We start from the raw sequence: 19,791 nt of genomic DNA, 5'->3' as shown, positions 1-19,791 counted from the left end.
TAAGTGAGCGAACTCATTCGCGTACCTGACATCGGCAGCGGTGAAGGTGAAATCATCGAGCTGTTCGTCAAGGTCGGTGACCGTATCGAGGCTGACCAGAGCCTGCTGACCCTGGAGTCCGACAAGGCCTCCATGGAGATCCCGGCCCCCAAGGCAGGCATCGTCAAAGAGCTGAAGGTCAAGCTGGGCGATCGCCTGAAAGAGGGCGACGAGTTGCTGGTTCTGGAAGCCGAGGGCGCTGCTGCGTCCGAGGCCCCAGCCGCCGCACCTGCCCCTGCCGCTGCGCCGGCTGCCGCTGAAAAGCCGGCTGCCGAAGCGGCCCCTGCGCCGGCTGCAGCCCCTGCTGCTGCCAGCGTGCAGGACATCCACGTGCCGGACATCGGCTCGTCGGGCAAGGCCAAGATCATCGAAGTGCTGGTCAAGGTCGGCGACACCGTCGAAGCCGACCAGTCGCTGATTACCCTGGAGTCCGACAAGGCCTCCATGGAAATCCCTTCGCCCGCCGCTGGCGTGGTCAAGGAAGTGATCGCCAAGCTGGACGACGAAGTCGGCACCGGTGACCTGATCATCAAACTGGAAGTCGCGGGCGCCGCCCCGGCTGCTGCGCCAGCGCCTGCCGCTGCTGCACCGGCCAAGGCTGAGGCGGCTGCGGCCGCCGCACCGGCTGCCGCTGCCCCCGCTGCTGCCCCTGCACCGGTCGCTACCGCACCGGCTGCCGGCAACAACGCCAAGGTTCACGCAGGCCCCGCTGTTCGCCAGCTGGCCCGTGAGTTCGGTGTCGAGCTGGGCGCGGTTGCCGCGACCGGCCCGCACGGCCGTATCCTGAAAGAAGACGTGCAGGTTTACGTCAAGGCGATGATGCAGAAGGCCAAAGAAGCACCGGCAGCTGCCGGCGCGACTGGCGGCGCTGGCATCCCGCCGATCCCTGCCGTGGACTTCAGCAAGTTCGGCGAAGTGGAAGAAGTGGCCCTGACCCGCCTGATGCAGGTCGGTGCCGCCAACCTGCACCGCAGCTGGCTGAACGTGCCGCACGTCACCCAGTTCGACTCTGCCGACATCACCGAGCTGGAAGCCTTCCGCGTTGCGCAGAAGGCCGTGGCCGAGAAGGCTGGCGTCAAGCTGACCGTGCTGCCACTGCTGCTCAAGGCCTGCGCCTTCCTGCTCAAGGAACTGCCGGACTTCAACAGCTCGCTGGCACCAAGCGGCAAGGCCATCATCCGCAAGAAGTACGTGAACATCGGCTTTGCCGTGGACACCCCGGACGGCCTGCTGGTCCCTGTGATCAAGAACGTCGACCAGAAAAACCTGCTGCAACTGGCTGCCGAAGCCGCTGCACTGGCCGAGAAGGCGCGCACCAAAAAGCTGTCGGCCGACGACATGCAAGGCGCCTGCTTCACCATCTCCAGCCTCGGCCACATTGGCGGCACCGGCTTCACGCCGATCGTCAATGCGCCAGAGGTGGCGATCCTCGGTGTGTCCAAGGCAACCATGCAGCCGGTGTGGGATGGCAAAGCCTTCCAGCCGAAGCTGATGCTGCCGCTGTCGCTGTCCTACGATCACCGTGTGATCAACGGCGCTGCCGCCGCGCGCTTCACCAAGCGCCTGGGCGACGTGCTGGCGGATATCCGCACCCTGCTGCTGTAAGGCGGCAAGCTGCCCCTCGCAAGAGGGGCAGTACCCTTTTCGAGCTGCCACGCTCGTACCTCAACCCCGTCATTTGGCGGGGCTTTTTTTGTCCGCCGATAGGGTTGTGGCGCCTGTGAGATCGAGCGCCGCGCGGGCGGCGCTCGATCTCACAGACGCCAAAATTCTCAAGGCGAACTAACATTTCCGGCCAAACAGCCGATAACCCGTACACAGCATCACGCATGGCCGCTTGCCAGCCCTCGGGACATGATGCAACCTTGCCAGATACGCCGCCCCCCAGGCCGTGTCACCCTCTTCAAGCGAGTCTTCGATGAAAAGCCAACCCGATGCCGCCAGCCGTGTGGCGGCCGAGGTCGTCACGCAGCTACCCGTGCCCTCGCGGCTCGGCATGCTGCGTTTCGAAAGGCTCAACGAAGCCACCTGGGCAATGCTCTACCTCGACCCTGCCTGCGAGCGCCAGTTCGGCCTGCAGGCCGGCGAACTCTGTGCCCTCGTCGATGCGCCCTATGCCAGCCTGATGGAACCCGAGGCCCGCTACAGGTTGCACGATGAAATCCAGTCGCAACTGGCCCGTCGCGGCTATTACCGGGTGCGCTACACCTTGCATGGCCCTGGTGCATCGCTGCGCCTGGTGGAAGCCGGGGAGGCCTACAGGCAGCACAATCGCCAACTGCTGCGCGGCTACCTGAGCGTGCTCGACGACCCGCCCGACGACGCCAACGACGCAGACCCCAGCGAGCTGGAGTCACGCAACACCCGCCTGCAGCTGGCCCTGCAACTCAACCAGCGCGCCCAGCAAGAACAGCTTGAACACCTGGAGCGGGTGCGTGGCCAGCAAGACCTCATCCTGCGCCTGGCCCGCCAGCGCTACAGTGCCGGGAACTCGCTGCTCGAAGCTGCCGAGCTGATCACCCAGAGCGCCTGCGAAATCTACAAGGTCGACAGCGCCAGCATCTGGCACCTGGAAGACCAGCGCCTGGAGCCGATCAGCGCCTGGTATCGCCACGAGCAGCAACACCGCCTGCCCGAAGCCATCGATGCCAGCCGCTTTCCCGACTACCTCGACGCCCTGCACGCCAGCCGCGCCATCGACGCCCACAACGCTAGCCACGACCCGCGCACCCGCGCCCTGACGCAAAGCCTGCGCCCCGACAACAAAGCCATGCTCGATGCCAGCGTGCGCGTCGATGGCCAGGTCATCGGCGTGTTGTGCCTGGAGCAGAGCGGCCAGCCGCGGGCCTGGCAGTCTGACGAAATCGCCTTTGCCGGTGAGCTGGCCGACCAGTTCGCCCAGGTCATCACCAACCACAACCGGCGCACGGCAGCCAGTGCCCTGCACCTGTTCCAGCGCGCCGTAGAGCAAAGCGCCAGCGCCTTTTTGCTGGTCAACCGCGATGGCGTGGTGGAGTACGTCAACCCAAGCTTCACCGCGATCACCCAATACAGCACCGACGAAGTCCAGGGCCGCCAACTGGCCGAACTGCCCGCCCTGGAAAACCTCAGCGAGCTGCTGTTCGATTCGCCGTCGAGCCTGGCCATGGGCAACAGTTGGCAGGGCGAATTCAAGAGCCGGCGTAAAAACCTCGAGCCCTACTGGGGCCAGCTGTCGATTTCCAAGGTGTATGGTGACAACCGCGAGCTGACCCACTACATCGGCATCTACGAAGATGTCACCCAGACCAAGCTGGCCCAGCAACGCATCGAACGCCTGGCCTACACCGACAACCTGACCAACCTGGGCAACCGCCCGGCCTTCATCCGCAGCCTCGACGAGCGCTTTGCCCGCAACGACGAGCATTCCATGTGCCTGCTGCTGGTGGACATCGACAACTTCAAGCGCATCAACGACAGCCTCGGCCACCAGACCGGTGACAAGCTGCTGGTCAGCCTCGCCCGCCGGTTGCGCAACAGCCTCAGCGCCGGCGGCATCCTGGCGCGCTTTGCCAGCAACGAGTTTGCCGTGCTGCTCGACGACACCCACCTGGAAGATGGCCAGGGCGTCGCCCAGCAATTGCTGCGCACCCTCGACAAACCGATGTTCGTCGACAACCAGCTGATCAACGTCACCGCCTCGGTGGGCCTGGCCTGCGCGCCGCTGCATGGCATCGACCCGGCGAGCCTGATGAAAAACGCAGGCCTGGCCCTGCACAAGGCCAAAGCCAACGGCAAGCACCAGGTGCAGGTGTTTACCGAAGTGCTCAATGCCGAGGCCAGTTACAAGCTGTTCGTCGAGAACAACCTGCGCCGCGCCCTGACCCAGAACGAGCTGGAGGTGTTCTACCAGCCCAAGCTGTGCCTGCGCAGCGGCCGCCTGCTGGGGCTGGAGGCACTGCTGCGCTGGAACCACCCCGAGCGCGGCATGATCCGCCCGGACCAGTTCATCAGCGTGGCCGAGGAAACCGGCCTGATCATCCCCATCGGCAAGTGGGTGGTGCGCCAGGCGTGCCGCATGAGCCAACAGCTGCGCGAGGCCGGCATGGGCAACCTGCACGTGGCCATCAACCTGTCGCCCAAGCAGTTTTCCGACCCTGACCTGGTAGCGTCGATCAGCTCGATCATCAAGGAGGAGGCCCTGCCCCCGCACCTGCTGGAGCTGGAGCTGACCGAAGGCCTGCTGCTGGAAGCGACCGAAGACACCCACCGCCAGCTCGACGAGCTCAAGGCCCTGGGCCTGACCTTGGCCATGGACGACTTCGGCACGGGCTATTCGTCGTTGAGCTACCTGAAGAAGTTTCCGATCGACATCATCAAGATCGACCGCAGCTTCATCAACGAAATCCCCGACAACCAGGACGACATGGAGATCACCTCGGCGGTGGTGGCCATGGCCCATAACCTCAAGCTCAAGGTGGTGGCCGAGGGCATCGAGACCCCGGCGCAATTGGCGTTTCTGCGCCGGCACCGCTGCGATGTGGGCCAGGGCTATCTGTTCGATCGGCCGATTCCGGGGCGTGAGCTGGCCGAGAAACTCAAGCGCTATCCGCGCGGCCCGGTGGCCTGACAGCAGCGTCAACCTCGTGCACTATAGAGTCCATTCGGGCCCTTTCGCGGCCCACACTTATCTATCTGACAAACAGATATCTGAAAAAAAAAGAGGAACGGCCATGGTCCTGCGTTCGGAAATCCTGGTGAACAAAAACGTCATGCCAACTGCGGAGCAGGCGCTGCCTGGCCGCGAAACCCCAATGTCCCTGCCCGAGTTCCACCATGTGTTCGAGGGCACGCCCCTGCTCGGCCCGTTCTTCGAAGGTGACATCGACTTCGCCATCTTCGGCCTGGGCTGCTTCTGGGGCGCCGAGCGCCGCTTCTGGCAGCGTGAAGGCGTGGTCAGCACCGTGGTCGGCTATGCCGGCGGCTTCACCCCCAACCCCACCTACGAAGAGGTCTGCTCGGGCCTGACCGGCCACACCGAAGTGGTGCTGGTGGTGTTCGACAAGAACAAGCTCAGCTACCGCGAGTTGCTGGCGATGTTCTGGGAACTGCACAACCCGACACAGGGCATGCGTCAGGGCAACGATGTCGGCACCCAGTACCGCTCGGCCATCTACTGCACCTCGCCGCAGCAGCTCGACGAAGCCAAGGCCAGCCGCAACGCCTTCCAGGCCGAGCTGAACAAGGCCGGTTTCGGCGAGATCACCACCGAGATCGACCAAGCGCCAACCGTGTACTTCGCCGAGGCCTACCACCAGCAGTACCTGGCCAAGAACCCGGGCGGCTACTGCGGCATCGGCGGTACCGGCGTGTGCCTGCCGCCCAGCCTGCAAGGCAACTGAACCATGGCCACGATGACGCTGTTCCACTCGCCACTATCGCCCTTCGTGCGCAAGGTCATGGTAGTGCTGCACGAGACTGGCCAGCTTGACCGCGTCACCCTGCAACCGGTGAACATCAGCCCGGTGAGCGGCGACGCGCAGCTCAACCAGGGCAACCCGATCGGCAAGATCCCGGCCCTGCGCCTGGACGACGGCACGGTGCTGCACGACAGCCGGGTGATCTGCGAGTACCTGGACCTGCAGCATGTCGGCCTGCCGTTGCTGCCGCGTGAAGGCTCGGCGCGCTGGCGGCGCATGACGCTGGTGTCGCAGGCCGATGCGATCATGGATGCGGCGGTGTCGTCGCGCTATGAGAGCTTCCTGCGGCCTGAAGGCAAGCGCTGGGACGGCTGGCTTGAAGCGCAGGGCGAGAAGATCCGCCGCAGCCTGGCCAACCTGGAGCAGGAGCACCTGGCGGAGCTGATCTCGGGCTTTGATCTGGCGGCAATCGGTGTGGCGTGCGCACTGGGATACCTGGATTTGCGCCAGCCTGATTTTGGCTGGCGTGAGCACCAGCCTAGGTTGGCGGCCTGGTATGCCGAGGTGGCCAAGCGGCCTTCGATGGTCGCCACAGCACCGACAGCCTGACAGGGCCATTCGCGGGCTTGCCCCGCGAATGGGCTGCAAAGCAGCCCCAAGCCTTACTTGGGTATCACAGGAAACAACTGCCCGATCCTGCGGGCCAACCAGCGCCCGATTTCTCTATCCTCCCTCATGCCGCCCTCCCCACCCGTGCCCAGTCCAGCCGCCGGGTCAGCACCATGAACACGCCCAGCAAGCCAAAGCACAGCAGCGAGCCCATCAGCAGCGCATAGTCCTCGGCGCTGAGCAGCCCATAAAGCATCGCGTACAGCGCTGCCAACCCTGCTGCAAACCCCACCCCACGGCCGAGGCTGTGCAACACGTGGCTCAGGTAGAAGCCAATCAGCAACACACAGGCCAAAGCCGACAGCCCATACGCCGGGCCGAAGCCAATGTGCTCGGACAACGACAGCAACAGCAGGTAGAAGAACGCCAGCGCCACTCCCACCAGGATGTACTGCACCGGGTGCACGCTGAGGTTTTTCAACACCTCGAACAGGAAGAAGCCGGCAAAGGTCAGCGCGATGAACAACAACGCATATTTGATCGCCCGCTCGCTCTTCAGGTACTGGTCCACTGGGTCGACGAAGCTCACGCCGAAGGTCCGCTCGCTGAAGTCCGTGCACTCCCCCCCGCTGGCGCACTGGCGCAGGGCGTCTTCGAGGTTGGTGGCGAAGAACGACGTCTGCCAATGGGCACTGAAGCCCTGGGCATCGATGTCGCGACGGCTGGGCAGGTAGCTGCCGATGAAGCTTGGGTGCGGCCAGTTGGCGCGCAGGTCGACACTGCTGGTGCGGCCCACCGGCAATACCTGCAGCTGGCCAGTGCCCTGCAACGCCAGGTCGAAGCCATAGCTGAACTCGCGCGCCTGCAGGCCATCCAGCCCTGGCAGACTGGCATGCACGCCCGCGCGCATCCAGCTGAGCCCGGTGCCGGCTTCGAACGGCAATTTGCGTTCGTCGAAGGTCAGCTCCAGGCCGTTCTCGATGCCGCGGATATCGCTGATGCCCACCACCAGGAAGGGCTTGTCGAACCGGTAGTCGTCGAAGTCCTTGTCGATGCCCCAGCGCTCGGGCAGTTTGAAGCGGCCACTGATACGGCCCTTGGCGTGAAACAGCCGCGCCTGGTAGATACCGCGTGCGCGCAGCTCGGTCTCCACGCCCAGGTCGGCGTCGAAGGTTTCCGGGAGGAAGTACAGATGGCCGGCGACGGTGCTGGTCTCCTGGGTACGCTCGCCGTCCTTGTCGATCCAGCGCCGTTGGTACTTGCGATAGGGCACCACCAGCAGCGGGCCGCTGAGCTGCTGGTCGAAACTGGCGCTCTGGGCGATGTCCCGCACCACACTGTCACGCAGGCTCTGGCGCTCGTCGATAAGGCCGTTGATCAGCAGCAGGGGGATCAGCAACAGCAACATCAGCAGGGCAATCATGCCGAGCTTGAAACTCAAGGTCTTGTTCATGGGGCCTCCTATGGCAGTGGGCGCAGTGTCTGCGCCTTGCATGGAGGCTTTGGGGAGACTCTATGGAGATTGCGTGTTTTTGCGCGTAGCCCCAGCAACCTCAGCTGATACGCCGCATCGGCAGCCACAACCGCACCCGCACCCCGCCGTCAACGTTATCCACCGCCAACGTGCCGCCATGCAACTGCATCACCTCAGCCACAAAATTCAGCCCCAGCCCGGTACTCTTGCGCCCGCTGCCCGGCCGTGGCAGTGAGTAGAACCGCTCGCTGACCCGCCCGATGGCATACGCCGGGATAGCCTGCCCCTGGTTGAACAGGCTCAATGCCACGCGCCCGCCCTCGCGCTCCAGCTCGAACAGCAGCGCCCCGCCCACCGGGGTAAAGTCCAGCGCGTTATCGAGCAGGTTGGCCAGCGCCTGGCGCATCAGAAACGGATCACACAACAACCGCAGCCCTACCGGCACCCGCTGTCGCACCTGCAAGCCAGCCCCTTCGATACGTGCCGCATGGGCCAGCAGCAGTTCGTCGACCAGCGATGCCAGCGCCACCTGCTGTTCGTCTTCCAGCGCCTGCATCTGCTCGACCCGCGCCAGGTTGAGCAGGCGCTCGATCATCTGTTGCAAGCGCTCGCTCTCCCGTTCGATGTTGCCCACAAAGCGCGCCCGCTGTTCGGCCGGCATCTCGCCCTGCAGCAACTCGGAAGCACCGCGAATGGCCGCCAGCGGGCTTTTCAGTTCGTGGGTCAGGGTATGCACGTAGCGCTCGACGTACGCTTTGCCTTCCAGTTGCGTACGCATGCGCTCCACCGCATTGGCCAGGTGCGCCAGCTCACCGCCCTTGTAGTGCGGCAGCGCCGCGCGTTCGCCTTCGCTGACGGCCTGGGCGTAGCGGGCCAGCCTGCGCAGCGAGCGCGCCAGCCACCACGACAGCGCGGCACCGATCAACAGGCCCAGGCCGATCAAGCCCAGGCCCAACGTCAGCAAGCGCTGCTCGGAGCGGTCGATGTAGGGTTGCAGCGAGCTGTTGGGCTTGGCCACGGTCACCACGCCGATGATCCGGCCGTCATCGATGATCGGCGCGGCCACGTGCATCACCGAGGTGCTTTCGTCATCAGCGACGCTGCGCGTGGAGCGGGCACCGTATTCGCCGCGCAGGGTGAGGTAGACATCGTTCCACTTCGAATAGTCCTTGCCCAGGCCTTCACCGCTGGAGTCGAGCAGGACGATGCCTTTGGCGTCAGTCACGTAGATGCGGTGGCTGACCTGGTTCTTCGCCAACCCCCAGATCTGCGCGCCCGGGCTACGCGACCCATAGGCCTTGAGCACTTCGGGCAGGCGGCTCTGGCCGAGGGTGCCGGCCTTGACGTCATCGTGCAGGATCTCCGCCAGCAGGTTGGCGGTGTCTACCAGGGTTTCCTCGGACGATTGGCGCACCACCGGGCGGATCTGCTCGCGCACTGTGTTGAGCAGAAAGTAGCCTGCCAGCCCAACGAACAGGAAATACACCAGGAAGATCCGGATGCCCAGGCGCATCAGGCGTGATCCGGGCTGTAGCTGTAGCCCAGGCCGCGGTGGGTCTGGATCGGCTCTGCCGCGCTGGCCACCAGGCGCAACTTGGCACGCAGGCTCTTGATATGGCTGTCGATGGTGCGCTCGTAGCCCACGTCGGAGGCCACCCCCAAGGCATCGAGCAATTGCTCGCGGCTGAATACCCGCTGGGGCTGCTCCAGCAGGCATTGCAGCAGGCGGAACTCATGGCGGGTCAGGGCCAGCGGCTGGTTGCGGTAGCTGATCTGCATGCGCAGGGTGTCGAGCTGGAACAGCGTTGCCACAGCAGCAGGCTCAGCCCTTGGCGCCATGCGCTTGAGGATCGCCCGCACGCGCGCGGCCACCTCGCGCGGGCTGAAGGGTTTGACGACATAATCGTCGGCACCGATCTCCAGGCCCACCACCCGGTCGATTTCGCCGTCGCGGGCGCTGAGGAACATCACCGGCACTTCGCTGAAGCGGCGTAGCTGGCGGCAGGTTTCGAAGCCACTGATATCGGGCAGGCCGATGTCGAGGATGATCAGGTCGGCCGGGCGCTGGCGTTGCTTATCGAGGGCCGCGCTGCCCAGGGTCACCCATTCGGTGCTGTGGCCATCGGCCTGCAGGGCGTAGACCAGCGTGTCGGCGATGGCGGCTTCGTCTTCGACGATGAGGATATGGGGCATGGTGCGCGGCCTGTGCAAATGTCGATGGCGACGCACTATTGTGTAGGAGCGGCCTTGCGTCGCGATAGGGGTGCGTAGCGGCCCCAGGTTTTCTGTAGTGGCATAAATCGCCGGGGCCGCTACGCAGCCCTATCGCGACGCAAGGCCGCTCCTACAATGGGCCAGTCAGGTTCCAGGTCAGCAGTCCGGCTTGCCCGCGGTAAACTTCTTGGCCGGGTTGACCGCCGCCTTGAACTCACGCAACGCCTTTGACCCGATCAACAGCGGGTAGTTGAAGCTGCTGCGGTCTACCAGGTTCACCTCAACGGTGCGCTTCTCATCACCCAGGCACAACTCCAGGTCCACCACCGGACGCTTGGAGATTTCCGGCGCATCGCCTTCTTCCTCTTCGTCGGCACGGCCCTTGATCTTGCTGATGCGCGAGACCTTGTGCTCGTAGACCTTGCCGTCGGACTCCTTGGTCGCCAGACGGAAGCGCACCCACTCATCGCCATCGCGGGTGAACAGCTCGATGTCCTTGGCCGACAGCGATGCAGTGAAGGCGCCAGTGTCCATCTTGGCCTTCAGCGTTTCGCCGATTTCCGGCAGGGCAATGTTTTCGTAACGGCCATAAATCGTCGGCTCAGCGGCCATGACCGGCAAGGCAAACAGCGACAACAGGGCAAGCAGTGATTTCACGGGTTACGCTTCCTTGATTGCAGACAGTGCTTAGACTGCACACGTTGAATAGGTTCGTCGTTACAGGGTAATCAACACAATGTGAAACATTTGTCCCCGCCGACGGGCACTGGAAATTTGGCGTGGGGCGCATCGCTGCTTATCATTGCCGACCGCGTTTATCTCACAACAAGAGTTTCTTTATGCGTCGCCTGCTGACCGGCATTCTCACAACCCTTCTGTTGCTGCTCAACACCGTGGTGTTGATCTGCCCGCTGCTGGTGTTTGCCCTGCTCAAGCTGGTGCTGCCGGGCCGTGGCCGCGACTACGCATCCGCCGCGGTGATGTGGGTGGCTGAAACCTGGTCGGAGATCGACAAAGCGATCTTTGCCCTGTGCATCCCCACCCAGTGGGACATCCGCGGCGTCGAGCGCCTGCGCAAGGACACCTCGTACCTGGCCGTGAGTAACCACCAGAGCTGGGTCGACATCCCCGCGCTGATCGAAAGCCTCAACCGCCGCACGCCGTTCTTCAAGTTCTTCCTCAAGAAGGAGCTGATCTGGGTACCGCTGCTGGGCCTGGCCTGGTGGGGGCTGGATTACCCATTCATGAAGCGCTACAGCAAGGCGTTTCTGGACAAGCACCCCGAGCTCAAGGGCAAGGACCTGGAAATCACCAAAGCCGCCTGCGAGCTGTTCAAGCGCCAGCCGGTGACCGTGGTCAACTACCTCGAAGGCACACGCTTCACCGAGGCCAAGCGCCAAGAGCAGCAATCGCCTTACCGTCACCTGCTAAAGCCCAAGGCCGGGGGCGTGGCTTTTGTGCTGGCAGCGCTGGGCGAGCAGCTGGACGCGCTGCTGGACGTGACCATCGTTTACCCCGGCCACAAGGCGCCCGGCTTCTGGGACTTGCTCAATGGCAGCATTAGCCGGGTGATTATCGACATCCAAGTGCGTGAGCTGGACCCGGCATTGTGGGATGGGGATTATGAAAATGACCCGGCCTTCCGGCAGTCCGTGCAGGCGTGGGTGAATCAGCTGTGGCTGGAGAAGGATCAGCGGATCGAGCAGTTGCGTGGGGAATTGGCTAAGTAGTAAGCCTGGGCCGGCCTCTTCGCGGGGCAAGCCCGCTCCCACGGATAGTGGTGGGCCTGTGGGAGCGGGCTTGCCCCGCGAAGACGCCCCCCCCAGATAAACTCGATTAAAAGCCTGACTAATAATCAGCATAAGGATTACTTCTTTGTCATCATCCCCATAAGTGGATAAAAATCGATCAAAGCACAATTACAAAAAATGCCTGGATCGATCAATGGCCAACCAACCTAGCTCCGCCCCCGCCCAGCTCCGCCGTGTCCTCGGCCTGCCCGCCCTGGTGTTTTTCGGCCTTGTCTACATGGTCCCGCTGACCATCTTCACCACCTACGGCATCGTCACCGAGCTCACCGGTGGCCGCACCGCTGGCGCCTACCTGGTCACGTTGCTGGCCATGTCGTTCACCGCCACGTCTTACAGCTTCATGGTCAAGCGCTTCCCGGTCGCGGGTTCGGCGTACTCCTACAGCAACATGGCGTTTGGCTCAAACGTGGGCTTTCTCGCCGGCTGGTCGCTGCTTCTCGATTACCTGTTCATCCCGATGATCAACTACCTGCTCATCGGCCTGTTCCTCAACATCGCCTTCCCCGCCATCCCAGCCTGGTCCCTCATCCTTGCCTCGATCGCACTGGTGACCGTACTCAACGTGATCGGTATCCACTCGGTGGCCAAGGCCAGCAACCTCATCGTCGGCGCGCAGATCGTGTTCATCGGGGTGTTCGTGGCGCTGTCTTGCCAGACCCTGGCCGGCCAGCCGGTGGACTTGCTGTCACCGCTGATGGGTGACGGCACCCAGCCTGGTTTTGGCCCGCTGATGGCCGGTGCTGCAGTACTGTGCCTGTCGTTCCTCGGTTTCGATGCTGTCTCGACCCTGGCCGAAGAATGCCGCGACGCCCGCCGCGACGTGCCACGGGCAATCATCCTGACCACGCTGTGTGCCGGCGTGCTGTTCACCGTACTGGCCTACGTCAGCCAACTGGTGTTCCCGGGCAGCACCTTCGTCAATGCCGATGCGGCGGCGAACGAGGTGATGTTCAAGGCGGGCGGGCAGTTCCTGGCCAACTTCTTCACGGCTGCGTTCGTTGCCGGCAGCCTGGGTTCGGCGCTGGCCTCGCAGGCGGCGGTGTCGCGCATCCTGTTCACCATGGGGCGTGACAAAGTGCTGCCACAGCGCACATTCGGGTATCTGTCGCCACGCTTCGGCACGCCAGTGTTCGCCATCCTGCTGGTGTCGGCGTTCTCGTTGCTGGCGCTGGTGATCGACCTGGCCACCCTCGCCTCGTTGATCAGCTTTGGCGCGCTGGTGGCGTTTTCGGCGGTTAACCTGGCAGTGGTGAAGACGCACCTGATGAACGACAGCGCGCAGCGTAACCTTAAAGGCTTGCTGTGCTATGGCGCGGTGCCGCTGGTGGGGTTGAGCCTGACATTGTGGCTGTGGACCAGCCTGTCGGCGCTGACGTTGGTGATTGGGCTGTGCTGGTTTGCGTTGGGGCTGGCGTATCTGGCGGTGCTGACCGCTGGCTTCCGCCGCCCGGTGCGCTTGGTGGATTTCACCGAAGCCACCTGACCTAAGCTGAACGTGCTCTTGTAGGAGCGGCCTTGCGTCGCGAAAGGGCTGCGCAGCGGCCCCCGGATTTCAGCGTCGCCGCTAATATCGATGGGCCGCTACGCAGCCCTTTCGCGACGCAAGGCCGCTCCTACAGGCCGCGCCTGTCCTTCAGACCGATGGCTGGGTCAAGGGCGCCGGGGTAGTCCAAAGGCTACCCAGGTTCTGCAGCAACGACCCGGCAATCCCCTGCTGCCCCAGATACTGCAGAATCAAGGGCGCAAACTGCCCGATCATCCCGGTATCCATCCCCAGCGCCTTGAACGCACTGTCCAGGTCGCTGCGGTTTTCCACGTTATTGCCCAGCGCATTGCTCAACGCCGACTGGCTTTCGCTGTTCTTGCCCAGCAGTTCACCCAGCCCGCTCAACCCGCCCAGCGCATTGGCACCCGACAGCAGGTCCAGCCCGGGCACGGCTTTGGTCAGTTGGCCGTAATCGTCAGAACTCAGGTTGTTGCGCGCCAACCCCAGCATCGCCCCTGCCCCACCCACTGCCTGTTCCGGGGTGATCTTCAGTTCACTGCCCAAGGTATTGAGCAAATTGGCCTGCGCCTCGGGCGCCTGCACCTGGCCCTGCTGTTTCTGGTTTTGCATGGCCGACACGGCGTTGGCGGCGTCGCTGAGGTTGAAGGCGAACACCGGGCTTGCGGCCAGGGTCATCAGGGTTGCCAGGGTGAGAGCTTTCATCGGGAGGGACCTCGTAGGCCGGGATGGCCTGGGAAACGAGGCATTCGACTGAAAGATTGAAGGTTTGTTCCAAGCCGCAGATCGGGATCCTGTGGGAGCGGGCTTGCCCCGCGAAGGGCCGCACAGCGGCCCCGCTAACAGACTGGCCCAGTCAGTGCCTTCTGTTCCGAGCAAGCTCGATGTCATCCATGATCGCCTTGGCAAACGCACTCAGGTAATCCGCAGCACCGAGCAGCTTGTGGTCATCCTCCATATCCCCTTCGTGCACCAGGTGCTTGATGTACCCCAGCAGTACCGAAACCTGCTCATAGGCATGCTCGAACGGCACACCAGGCATCACCCGGAACAGATGGCTGGGCTGTTCGCCAGCCTCGCAGAAGGTCTTGGCGCCAACCGTAACGTTTGCTTGTCTATCGTCGCTCATCGCACTACACCCTCCTTCACATACGCGCCAGCGCGTGCTCGATCAACGCGTGGGCGGTATCGGCGGAATGGATTGCATTGGCCAGCATGTGCAGGCCCGGCTCACCGGTATGGATGCGGCGGTACTCGTCGACGGTTTCCGAGATGCCCAGCAGCATCTCGCTGGCGACAGACAAGGCGTCGAGCGGGAGCAGGTCGGGGTGGATGGAGGAATAGAGGGTGTTGAACAGTTTGAGGCGGGGTGGATCGGGGACGATTTTTTTCATGATTCAACTCGATGGTGATGGGAAAGCCACCAACCTCGTTTCCACACGAATGGAGGCAGCTGAACGCGGGGTGGAAAACCGGTCATCGAGCAACCCGGTAGGCCAAACGGCCTCCCGCGCACAGCCGCCATAACGGCATGTCGATCGATGACTACCAGGGTTTCCACACCCCCATCGCTGAACCGTTCAGCGACCCAACGAGCCTACGGACCGGGGTTCACAGGGGCAATCAGACGCGATTCGACAGACTGCGTAGGGTATTTCCTGCTGATTCGTAGAGTAAGCAGGAAATGGCCCATAGCCACGTAGGCAATTTCCGCATACCTATCATTTTTGCCAGTAGCCGACCACTCCATTCCTGACCAATATCCTGTTATAGGCCCATCAGCGGTGACTGATAACAGGAGCGCTTCATGAAAAACCAGGCGAACGCTACACAGTTCTTCTACCAGAACGGAAAGCTCATCACCGTCAGTCAGGGAGCGCAGAAGCGTGCCATCTTTGCTTACGACGACGTGCCACTTGCGGAGCTTCACACCGACTTGAAAGCAAGCGCGACCCGAGTGTTTACAGACAAAAGCGGCTCAGTACTAGGTATGAGTAGCGAAGTAGAAACTGCAGCACTGGCCTATGCGGCTTATGGGCATGATGCTGCCAAAACCAGAATGCTCTCCTTATTCTCCTTATTAAGATTTAACGGCCAGTACCGGACAGACGAGGGACACTATCTGCTCGGCAACGGTTACCGATCTTACAGCCCAGCCCTGATGCGATTTTATTCGCCAGACAATCTAAGTCCTTTTCAAGAGGGCGGCTTGAATAGCTACTGCTATTGCCTGGGAGATCCCGTCAACCAATCAGACCCAACAGGTCACTTCTCGTTATTTAAGCCATCCACTTGGATAAGCACAAGAAGCAGTCGAATTGATAAACGAAAACAACAAGTATCCGACCGCCGCGAGAAGCTCATGCTTGACAGGTCAGCGGTTATTCAACTGACCGAGGAACCAACGACCATAGAAAACCTGACAGCAATCAATAAACTACAAAACCAAATAAGCACCGATGCAAAATACGTCAAGAAAAAGCTCAAAAATCTAAAGAAGTATGGCCAAGCACCCACAGAATCTACCGACCAAATGGCCATTAGAGTCAGATATCTCGAATACAAAAAAAACAACGATCAACACATAAATCAAATGAAAATTCAATCAGCACGCAACGGTAGCCCGATGAACCTTTTCAACCATCGCGAAGGCAAAACAGACCCAGACCTATACTATCGCGCCGAAGAGCTACGAAAAGCCAAGATCTAAAAACAATTGGCAACTCGCTGATCTTGGGTTCTAGGAGGCCAACGCCATGATTAAGTCAGTGAATAAATCGTTCTTCTTCTACCAAGACAGTAGGCTCGTTACCGTGAAGCAGGGTAAACATCATCGCGCCATCTTCCGCAGCGCGGAGATGCCACTGGCCGAGCAGCAGACGGGTGAAATGTCAGGTAACGCGTTACTGGCAACCGATGACAAAGGCTCTGTTCTACAGGTGCAAAGCGAAAGTGACGAAGCCGCGCATAGCTATTCAGCTTATGGACACGCCCCCGCCCTGCTCCCCCGTCGTCACTCGCTCGGTTTCAATGGTGAGCGTATCGAGCCCCAAACCCTAGGCTATCTACTGGGTAACGGCTATCGGCTCTACAGCCCCGAGCTCATGCGCTTTCTTGCACCTGACAATCTCAGCCCTTTCGACGAAGGCGGCATGAACCCTTTCGCCTACTGCCATGGAGACCCCTTGAACTATACCGACCCTACCGGCCACGTCACAATTCAAGGAATTACTTCAGTATCCAGAAGAAAAATTGAAATTTTCAGCACAACGTCAAAAAAACAATGGCTCAACAATCAAGAAATTTTCAACCAAAGTGGCAACACAGCGAATTTAAGTTTACCACCTAAAACTGCCACCTACACATTGACTCGCACTCATCTTCATTCAATCAAACAACGGAATGGCACGCACCTGTTTCTTGTCGGGGATGACTATGGAAAATTCGCTAGCAACCTGAGTGAAATCAAAAGCCTTCAAGCCGCGCCCAAGCTGTTTGAAAAAATCGACCAACGCAAGCTCAACATTCAAATCAATATTTTGGAGCGTCAAAATTCCTTTATGCTCAAGGCTGGAAAAAGACGCCATGATCAGCTACACGATCTGAACGACCATTCAGTGCAGATCCGAAAAGACTATAAACCTATTCGGCCGCAGCTCTAACTGGCCTGCCGGTAAACGAAGCCCCAGGCACGGGGCTTCGTTTATATCCTTCACGCCGCACTAAACGTCTTGTGCGGATCAATCACAAACTTCTTCGGCACCCCAGCATCAAACTCGCCATACCCTTCCGGCGCCTGATCCAGGCTGATCACCTGCACGCCAACCACTTCAGCAATATTGATGCGATCCCACATGATCGCCTGCATCAGCTGTCGGTTGTACTTCATGGTGGGGGTCTGGCCGGTGTGGAAGCTGTGCGATTTCGCCCAGCCCAGGCCAAAGCGGATGCTCAGCGCGCCGATCTTGGCAGCGGCATCTACCGCGCCCGGGTCTTCGGTCACGTACAGCCCTGGGATACCGATGTTGCCGGCAACGCGGGTCACTTGCATCAGCGAGTTCAGCACAGTAGCCGGGGCTTCGTGCTTGGCACCTTCGTGGCCATGGCCGCGTGCCTCGAAGCCGACGGCGTCAACGGCGCAGTCCACTTCCGGCTCACCGAGGATATCGACGATCTGCTCGTGCAGCGGGGTGTCCTTGGACAGGTCGACCACTTCGAAGCCCTGCGACTTGGCGTGTGCCAGGCGCAATGGGTTGAGGTCGCCGACGATGACGCAGGCAGCGCCCAGCAGGCGGGCCGAGGCAGCAGCAGCCAGGCCGACCGGGCCGGCACCGGCAACATAAACGGTGCTGCCTGGGCCAACGCCGGCCGTCACAGCACCGTGGTAGCCAGTCGGCAGAATGTCGGACAGGCAGGTCAGGTCACGGATCTTTTCCATGGCCTTGTCGCGATCCGGCAGTTTCAGCAGGTTGAAGTCAGCGTACGGCACCAGCACGTATTCAGCCTGGCCGCCGGTCCAGTCGCCCATGTCGACATAGCCGTAGGCGCCACCGGCGCGGGCCGGGTTGACGGTGAGGCAGACGCCGGTGTGCATCTCTTTGCACGAGCGGCAGCGGCCGCAGGCGACGTTGAACGGTACCGACACCAGGTCGCCCTTTTTCAGGCGTTCGACGTCACGGCCCAACTCGACGATTTCACCGGTGATTTCGTGGCCCAGCACCAGGCCGACCTGGGCAGTGGTGCGGCCGCGGACCATGTGCTGGTCGGAGCCGCAGATGTTGGTGGAGACCACCTTGAGGATCACCCCGTGCTCGATCTTCTTGCCACGCGGGTCCTGCATTTTCGGGTAGTCGATATTGCGTACTTCGACCTTGCCGGCGCCGAGATATACCACTCCACGATTGCCAGACATGCTCTTACCTCGCTTGGTTTTTATTTATGCAGCGTTGGTTGAAGCGCCGCCATCCATGGGCGGCATGTGTTACTGGAATGCAGGGAATTGTGGGCCTGATGGGGCGCAAGGCACTGACTGGAAGCGACAGGGGGATGCCTTTTTACGGCAGACCAAATGCAGGGGGCCGCTTCGCGGCCCTTTCGCGACGCAAGGCCGCTCCTACAGGAGATCGCGTACCCCTGTAGGAGCGGCCTTGCGTCGCGAAAGGGCTGCAAAGCAGCCCCAAAATAGTCAGAGCACCACTGTCCGATTGGCGTTAAGGAACACCCGCCGTTCAATGTGATACCCCACCGCCCGCGCCAGCGTCAGGCATTCGATATCCCGTCCCTTGGCAATCAGGTCCTCGGGGTAATGGCTGTGGTCCACCACTTCGACGCCCTGGGCAATGATCGGCCCTTCGTCGAGGTCGTTGTTGATGTAGTGCGCCGTGGCGCCGACCATCTTCACGCCTTTGTTGTACGCCTGGTGGTAAGGCTTGGCGCCCTTGAACCCTGGCAACAGTGAGTGGTGAATATTGATCGCCCAGCCATCCAGGCGTCGGCACAGCTCGGGCGACAGCACCTGCATGTAGCGGGCAAGGATGACCAGCTCAGCGCCAGACGCCTCGATCACCTGCAACACCTTGCGCTCTTGCCCAGCCTTGTCGTTGGGGTCGAGTGCAAAGTGGTAATAGGGGATCTTGTGCCAGTGCGCCAGTGGCTCCAGGTCGGGGTGGTTGGACACCACCGCGACCACGTCCATGCTCAGTTGGCCAATGCGCTGGCGATACAGCAAGTCGTTCAGGCAGTGGTCGGCCTTGGACACCATGATCACCACCTTGGGGCGGTGGTTGGGCGCGGTCAGCTCGAAGGCCATGCCGAACGCTTCACTGCGCTCGGCGAGGCCGGCACGGAAACCGACCTCGTCAAAATCGTCCGGCTGGCGGAATTCGACGCGAATGAAGAAGCGCCCCGACTGCCGGTCATCGAAGGAGTGGTGCTCCGTCACGTAGCAGCGCTGCTCGAAGAGGTAACGCGTCACCACGTCGACGGTACCGAGCATGCTCGGGCAGTCGGCGGTGAGAATCCAGGTATCCGGTGCCCGACTCATGTCTTTCTCCTTAGGCTTCGATGCTCAGGCCGTATTCGGCCGAAGCGTCCTGCAGCCACAGCCACCAGTAATCGGCAAAGCTGCGGCGAATCACCAGTTCCCAGGTGTCTTCGGCGGTGCGGCGGATCACCAGTTGCGACTTGGCGAATACGGTGCCAACAGCCTTGCCCACCGGGAAGTTGTTCGGGTGCACATCATAGCTGGTGGACTTCATCAGCACTTCGCGCACATTCGGGCCGCGCAGTTCCAGCAGGCTCTGCCCACCGCTGACGTTGACCACCTGGATGTGCAGGCCTTCGAGGGCCGCGCGCAGTTTTTGCTCGACGGCGAACTCCTGGCCGCCCGGGACGATCAGCAGCCACTCGTCGGGGCCCATCCACTGCAGCGACATCTCGTTGTTGGCGACCACGGTCAGGGCGACCGGCAGCTCCAGGCCCAAGGCCTTGTGCACGCCTGCGGCAAAGGCCGGGTCATGGCCATTGCCGCGCAGGGTCAGGTGGCCGAGGAATTTCTTTTCACGCAGGGTCACACCTGCGTTCTTGCGGCCCTTGCCAACCAGGCTGGCCAGGTCGGCGTGGTGCAGCGGCGACTGGGCCTTGGCTTCGGCGCCGGGGTTTTGCTGGAAGACGTTGATAGCGCTCATTTCTTACCTGCCTTGAATTCTGTTGTCCGTAAGACCAGAGGTCAGATGCAATGCC

Annotated in this window: 18 protein-coding genes; 8 read left to right on the top strand and 10 right to left on the bottom strand. The window is 61.7% G+C overall.

What is annotated here, in order from left to right:
* Window positions 1–3: 3 nt before the first annotated feature.
* The 4 genes from aceF to LOY26_RS01625 all read left to right on the top strand — a co-directional run bounded on the left by aceF (window position 4) and on the right by LOY26_RS01625 (window position 6,047).
* Entirely contained in the window at window positions 4–1,644 is a 1,641-nt protein-coding gene (gene aceF / locus LOY26_RS01640) for a dihydrolipoyllysine-residue acetyltransferase (RefSeq protein ID WP_047583686.1), read from the top strand.
* Between the two features lie 313 nt (window positions 1,645–1,957).
* Window positions 1,958–4,648 (top strand): EAL domain-containing protein, encoded by a 2,691-nt coding sequence (locus LOY26_RS01635; protein WP_033703122.1) that lies wholly within the window; start codon window positions 1,958–1,960, stop codon window positions 4,646–4,648.
* Between the two features lie 103 nt (window positions 4,649–4,751).
* Entirely contained in the window at window positions 4,752–5,420 is a 669-nt protein-coding gene (gene msrA, locus LOY26_RS01630; protein ID WP_186664722.1) for a peptide-methionine (S)-S-oxide reductase MsrA, read from the top strand.
* 3 nt (window positions 5,421–5,423) lie between these two features.
* Window positions 5,424–6,047, top strand: a complete 624-nt coding sequence (locus tag LOY26_RS01625) for a glutathione S-transferase (RefSeq protein ID WP_258714324.1) — start codon at window positions 5,424–5,426, stop codon at window positions 6,045–6,047.
* Between the two features lie 124 nt (window positions 6,048–6,171).
* On the opposite strand, the gene creD is transcribed toward LOY26_RS01625, so the two are convergent.
* From creD to LOY26_RS01605, 4 genes are all read right to left on the bottom strand, one after another.
* Window positions 6,172–7,500: a cell envelope integrity protein CreD gene (gene creD, locus LOY26_RS01620; protein ID WP_186664719.1), complete on the bottom strand. Its 1,329-nt coding sequence runs from the start codon at window positions 7,498–7,500 to the stop codon at window positions 6,172–6,174.
* A gap of 100 nt (window positions 7,501–7,600) precedes the next feature.
* Window positions 7,601–9,034 carry a two-component system sensor histidine kinase CreC gene (creC, locus tag LOY26_RS01615; RefSeq protein WP_186664716.1) on the bottom strand — a complete coding sequence of 478 codons (1,434 nt, stop codon included), beginning with the start codon at window positions 9,032–9,034 and terminating at the stop codon, window positions 7,601–7,603.
* Window positions 9,034–9,714, bottom strand: a complete 681-nt coding sequence (gene creB, locus LOY26_RS01610) for a two-component system response regulator CreB (protein ID WP_258714323.1) — start codon at window positions 9,712–9,714, stop codon at window positions 9,034–9,036. Before creB ends, creC begins: the two co-directional genes overlap by 1 nt.
* 177 nt (window positions 9,715–9,891) lie before the next feature.
* Complete coding sequence (locus LOY26_RS01605) at window positions 9,892–10,392, bottom strand: ATP-dependent zinc protease (protein WP_095065441.1); 501 nt, start codon at window positions 10,390–10,392, stop codon at window positions 9,892–9,894.
* Window positions 10,393–10,574: 182 nt separating this feature from the next.
* Between LOY26_RS01605 and LOY26_RS01600 the strand changes: the two genes are divergently transcribed.
* Both LOY26_RS01600 and LOY26_RS01595 read left to right on the top strand, forming a co-directional pair.
* Window positions 10,575–11,465, top strand: coding sequence for an acyltransferase (locus tag LOY26_RS01600; RefSeq protein ID WP_186658545.1), 891 nt, complete (start codon window positions 10,575–10,577; stop codon window positions 11,463–11,465).
* A 214-nt stretch (window positions 11,466–11,679) separates the two neighbouring features.
* Complete coding sequence (locus LOY26_RS01595; RefSeq protein ID WP_186666131.1) at window positions 11,680–13,029, top strand: APC family permease; 1,350 nt, start codon at window positions 11,680–11,682, stop codon at window positions 13,027–13,029.
* Window positions 13,030–13,179: 150 nt separating this feature from the next.
* Here LOY26_RS01595 and LOY26_RS01590 read toward each other — a convergent pair whose 3' ends face one another.
* The 3 genes from LOY26_RS01590 to LOY26_RS01580 all read right to left on the bottom strand — a co-directional run bounded on the left by LOY26_RS01590 (window position 13,180) and on the right by LOY26_RS01580 (window position 14,444).
* The gene (locus LOY26_RS01590) at window positions 13,180–13,755 is read right to left on the bottom strand and encodes a DUF2780 domain-containing protein (RefSeq protein WP_258714322.1); all 576 of its coding nucleotides are present in this window, start codon (window positions 13,753–13,755) and stop codon (window positions 13,180–13,182) included.
* A gap of 151 nt (window positions 13,756–13,906) precedes the next feature.
* Window positions 13,907–14,179 carry a DUF3077 domain-containing protein gene (locus tag LOY26_RS01585; protein WP_186666132.1) on the bottom strand — a complete coding sequence of 91 codons (273 nt, stop codon included), beginning with the start codon at window positions 14,177–14,179 and terminating at the stop codon, window positions 13,907–13,909.
* Window positions 14,180–14,195: 16 nt separating this feature from the next.
* Complete coding sequence (locus tag LOY26_RS01580) at window positions 14,196–14,444, bottom strand: hypothetical protein (protein WP_156311249.1); 249 nt, start codon at window positions 14,442–14,444, stop codon at window positions 14,196–14,198.
* 413 nt (window positions 14,445–14,857) lie between these two features.
* Between LOY26_RS01580 and LOY26_RS01575 the strand changes: the two genes are divergently transcribed.
* Both LOY26_RS01575 and LOY26_RS01570 read left to right on the top strand, forming a co-directional pair.
* Complete coding sequence (locus LOY26_RS01575) at window positions 14,858–15,760, top strand: RHS repeat-associated core domain-containing protein (RefSeq protein WP_186666134.1); 903 nt, start codon at window positions 14,858–14,860, stop codon at window positions 15,758–15,760.
* Between the two features lie 46 nt (window positions 15,761–15,806).
* Window positions 15,807–16,712 (top strand): RHS repeat-associated core domain-containing protein, encoded by a 906-nt coding sequence (locus LOY26_RS01570; RefSeq protein ID WP_258714321.1) that lies wholly within the window; start codon window positions 15,807–15,809, stop codon window positions 16,710–16,712.
* 50 nt (window positions 16,713–16,762) lie between these two features.
* On the opposite strand, the gene fdhA is transcribed toward LOY26_RS01570, so the two are convergent.
* The 3 genes from fdhA to LOY26_RS01555 all read right to left on the bottom strand — a co-directional run bounded on the left by fdhA (window position 16,763) and on the right by LOY26_RS01555 (window position 19,736).
* Entirely contained in the window at window positions 16,763–17,962 is a 1,200-nt protein-coding gene (fdhA, locus tag LOY26_RS01565; RefSeq protein ID WP_033703138.1) for a formaldehyde dehydrogenase, glutathione-independent, read from the bottom strand.
* 273 nt (window positions 17,963–18,235) lie between these two features.
* Window positions 18,236–19,093, bottom strand: coding sequence for a formyltetrahydrofolate deformylase (gene purU, locus LOY26_RS01560; RefSeq protein WP_033703141.1), 858 nt, complete (start codon window positions 19,091–19,093; stop codon window positions 18,236–18,238).
* A 10-nt stretch (window positions 19,094–19,103) separates the two neighbouring features.
* The gene (locus tag LOY26_RS01555) at window positions 19,104–19,736 is read right to left on the bottom strand and encodes a sarcosine oxidase subunit gamma (RefSeq protein WP_186658521.1); all 633 of its coding nucleotides are present in this window, start codon (window positions 19,734–19,736) and stop codon (window positions 19,104–19,106) included.
* Window positions 19,737–19,791 lie beyond the last annotated feature (55 nt).

The sequence above is a fragment of the Pseudomonas sp. B21-047 genome (genome assembly GCF_024748775.1).
GTDB lineage: Bacteria > Pseudomonadota > Gammaproteobacteria > Pseudomonadales > Pseudomonadaceae > Aquipseudomonas > Aquipseudomonas capeferrum.
Note: the sequence above shows the minus strand (reverse complement) of the source record. Positions and strands in the feature narration are given on the sequence as shown.